A 3,795-nucleotide genomic window follows, 5' to 3' on the forward strand; every position below is an offset into this window, starting at 1 on the left:
CGCCCTCCGGCCTGCCCCCCCGCGCCCGCGTGGCCGCCCCGCCCCCCGCCCCCGGCGGGGGCCCCCCCGAGGCCCGCCGCCCCCCCCCCCCCGCCCGTCTTCCGTGCGAGATTCCGCGAGCTGTCCGCGGACTCATCACAACGTGTATTCACTCCGCTAATTCGGCTATTAATCAAGCGTAGGTTCCCATATTCTTCTGCCCGCTTTCCTTGCCGCTAAACGCAAAGATTTCGCGAACGCCAACCGACATGATTCGGGCAGATCTCATGGCCATTACATCGCTGTGACACACTCCACAGGGCGTCCGCTTCCTCCCGTAATATACGGACAGAACAGCACCTTTCGACAGCCCTCAGGCAGGCACACAAGGCAGCGGGATAACACAGGTCCGCGCCGCACGTAACCCCCCTCGGCGATGCATTTTCGAATTTCCATCGGTAAATTCAATCCGCATGACCGCCGCACAGACAGACCTGCCAGCGGAATTCCTGGAAATACCAGAGGGCCTTCGGATCGACCGTCCGGAGGTGGCCGACGGGGCCGCCCTCTGGCGAATCGCCAAGGACTCCGGAACCCTCGACCTGAACTCCTCGTACAGCTACCTGCTGTGGTGCCGCGACTTCGCCGGCACCTCGGCGGTCGCCCGCGACACGGCGGACCCGGACGGGCTTCCCGTCGGCTTCGTCACCGGGTACGTCCGGCCCGAGCGCCCGGACACCCTGCTCGTCTGGCAGGTCGCCGTCGACGCCTCGCACCGCGGACGCGGACTGGCCGCGGCCCTGCTCGACGGACTGACCGCGCGGGTCGCCCGGGAGCGGACGATCAGCGGGATCGAGACCACCATCACCCCCGGCAACACCGCCTCCGAACGCCTCTTCACCTCGTACGCCGCCCGCCACGGCGCACAGGTCGAGCGCGAGGTGCTGTTCGGGTCGGGGCAGTTCCCGAACGGCCCGGACGGGCCCCACGACCCCGAAGTCCTGTACCGCATCGGTCCCCTCTCCCTCTGACCCCCCACGCACCGAGGAGCGATTACGCCGTGACCATCACCCCGCCCGACCTGAGCGTCTTCGAGACCCTGGAGTCGGAGGTGCGCAGCTACTGCCGCAGCTGGCCCACCGTCTTCGACCGGGCCCAGGGCAGCCGGATGTACGACGAGGACGGACACGCGTACCTCGACTTCTTCGCCGGTGCCGGTTCCCTCAACTACGGGCACAACAACCCGGTGCTCAAACGCGCCCTGATCGACTACCTGGAACGCGACGGCGTCACCCACGGTCTCGACATGTCGACGACCGCGAAACGCGCGTTCCTTGAGACCTTCCAGGACCTCGTGCTGCGTCCGCGTGATCTGCCGTACAAGGTGATGTTCCCGGGCCCCACCGGCACCAACGCCGTGGAGTCCGCGCTGAAGCTGGCGCGGAAGGTGAAGGGGCGCGAGGCGATCGTGTCCTTCACCAACGCCTTCCACGGGATGTCGCTCGGGTCGCTCGCCGTCACCGGCAACGCCTTCAAGCGCGCCGGCGCCGGGGTCCCGCTCGTGCACGGCACACCGATGCCGTTCGACAACTACTTCGACGGCCAGGTGCCGGACTTCCTCTGGTTCGAACGCCTGCTGGAGGACCAGGGCTCCGGCCTCAACCAGCCGGCCGCGGTCATCGTGGAGACCGTCCAGGGCGAGGGCGGCATCAACGTGGCCCGGCCCGAGTGGCTGCGCGCCCTCGCCGACCTGTGCCGGCGCCGGGACATGCTGCTGATCGTCGACGACATCCAGATGGGCTGCGGACGGACGGGAGCGTTCTTCTCCTTCGAGGAGGCGGGCATCGTGCCCGACATCGTGACCGTGTCCAAGTCCATCAGCGGGTACGGACTGCCCATGTCGCTGTGCCTGTTCAAGCCCGAACTGGACGTCTGGGAGCCCGGCGAGCACAACGGCACGTTCCGCGGCAACAACCCCGCGTTCGTCACGGCCGCCGCGACCCTGGAGACGTACTGGGCGGACGGCTCCGCCATGGAGAAGCAGACCCGCACCCGCGGCGAGCAGATCGAGCAGGGCCTGATCTCCATCACCGAGGAGAACCTCGCCGACGTCCGGGAGTACCGGGGACGCGGGCTCGTCTGGGGGCTGGAGTTCCACGAGAAGGAGCGCGCGGCACGCGTCGCGCAGCGCGCCTTCGAACTCGGGCTGCTCATCGAGACGTCGGGGCCGGAGAGCGAGGTCGTGAAACTGCTGCCCGCGCTCACCATCACCCCCGACGAGCTGGACGAAGGCCTGCGTACCCTCGCCCGCGCCGTCCGCGAGACCCTCTGAGACCCCTTCCGAACCCCGCACCCGAGCCACGAGAGAGAGGCATCGCAGCATCGTGATAGTCCGTTCGTTCAAGGACATCGAAGGCACCGACCGGCACGTGAGGTCGGCCTCGGGCACCTGGGAGAGCAAGCGCATCGTCCTCGCCAAGGAGAAGGTCGGCTTCTCCGTGCACGAGACGATCCTGTACGCGGGCACGGAGACGTCGATGTGGTACGCGAACCACATCGAGGCCGTCGTCTGCGTCGAGGGCGAGGCCGAACTCACCGACAACGAGACCGGGTCCACGTACACGATCACTCCCGGCACCATGTACCTCCTCGACGGACACGAGAGGCACACGATGCGGATCAAGGAGGACTTCCGCTGCATCTGTGTCTTCAACCCGCCCGTCACCGGACGCGAGGACCACGACGAGAACGGCGTCTACCCGCTGCTCACCGAGGAGGTGTGACACGCCCATGACCACCCTCACCGATCTCTATCCCAGTCGCGGCGCCACCGAGGTGTCCGTACCCCGCCAGGACCCGGTCGTCTGGGGTGCGCCGGGCGCACCCGGCCCGGTCACCGGCCCCGAACTGGACGCGTACGAGCGGGACGGCTTCCTCCCCGTGGAGGAGCTCCTCAGCGAGGACGAGGTCGCCGTGTACCGGCAGGAGCTGGAGCGGATCGTCACCGATCCCGCGATCCGGGCGGACGAGCGTTCGATCGTCGAGCCGAAGTCGCTGGAGATCCGGTCCGTCTTCGAGGTGCACCGGATCAGCGAGATCTTCGCCCGGCTCGTCCGCGACGAGCGCGTGGTCGGGCGGGCCCGGCAGATCCTCGGCTCGGACGTGTACGTCCACCAGTCGCGGATCAACGTCAAGCCGGGTTTCGGCGCCAGTGGGTTCTACTGGCACTCGGACTTCGAGACCTGGCACGCCGAGGACGGGCTGCCGAACATGCGGACCGTGTCCGTGTCGATCGCGCTGACCGAGAACTACGACACCAACGGCGGCCTCATGATCATGCCGGGGTCGCACCGGACGTTCCTCGGCTGTGCGGGGTCCACCCCGGAGGACAACTACAAGCAGTCGCTGCAGATGCAGGACGCGGGTACGCCCTCCGACGAGGCGCTCACCGACTTCGCCACCCGGCACGGCATCAAGCTCTTCACGGGCCGGGCCGGTTCGGCGACCTGGTTCGACTGCAACTGCATGCACGGCTCGGGCGACAACATCACCCCGTTCCCGCGCAGCAACGTCTTCATCGTGTTCAACAGCGTGGAGAACGCGGCGGTGGAGCCCTTCGCGGCGCCGGTGCGCAGGCCCGACTTCATCGGGGCCCGCGACTTCACCCCCGTGCACTGACCACGGACCGCCCCGGGCCGCCCCCGGGCCACCGGTCGCGGGGGGGGGGGGGGGGGCGGGCGCTCGCGCGGGGCGGGGTGGGCGGGGGGGGCGGCGGGCGGGGCCCGGGCGCGGCGGGGGGCCCGACGCGGGGCGCGG

4 protein-coding genes are annotated in these 3,795 nt (G+C 68.9%); all 4 read left to right on the forward strand.

Annotated features, from left to right (window positions below):
• The first annotated feature begins 452 nt into the window (after positions 1-452).
• From ectA to thpD, 4 genes are read left to right on the forward strand one after another with little or no spacing between them, the layout of a single operon-like run.
• On the forward strand, positions 453-1,010 hold the full coding sequence (gene ectA / locus ACFV2J_RS34220) for a diaminobutyrate acetyltransferase (RefSeq protein ID WP_385097240.1): 558 nt from the start codon (positions 453-455) through the stop codon (positions 1,008-1,010).
• 29 nt (positions 1,011-1,039) lie between these two features.
• The gene (ectB, locus tag ACFV2J_RS34225; protein ID WP_385097237.1) at positions 1,040-2,311 is read left to right on the forward strand and encodes a diaminobutyrate--2-oxoglutarate transaminase; all 1,272 of its coding nucleotides are present in this window, start codon (positions 1,040-1,042) and stop codon (positions 2,309-2,311) included.
• Between the two features lie 52 nt (positions 2,312-2,363).
• Positions 2,364-2,762, forward strand: a complete 399-nt coding sequence (locus tag ACFV2J_RS34230; RefSeq protein ID WP_385097234.1) for an ectoine synthase — start codon at positions 2,364-2,366, stop codon at positions 2,760-2,762.
• A gap of 7 nt (positions 2,763-2,769) precedes the next feature.
• Positions 2,770-3,657: an ectoine hydroxylase gene (gene thpD / locus ACFV2J_RS34235; protein ID WP_385097231.1), complete on the forward strand. Its 888-nt coding sequence runs from the start codon at positions 2,770-2,772 to the stop codon at positions 3,655-3,657.
• The last annotated feature ends 138 nt before the right edge of the window (positions 3,658-3,795 follow it).

The sequence above is a fragment of the Streptomyces sp. NPDC059668 genome (assembly GCF_042734135.1).
Classification (GTDB): domain Bacteria; phylum Actinomycetota; class Actinomycetes; order Streptomycetales; family Streptomycetaceae; genus Streptomyces.

Coding starts and splice junctions, on each gene's coding strand:
- ectA (WP_385097240.1), top strand. CDS start 453: ATGACCGCCGCACAGACAGACCTGCCAGCGGAATTCCTGGAAATACCA.
- thpD (WP_385097231.1), top strand. CDS start 2,770: ATGACCACCCTCACCGATCTCTATCCCAGTCGCGGCGCCACCGAGGTG.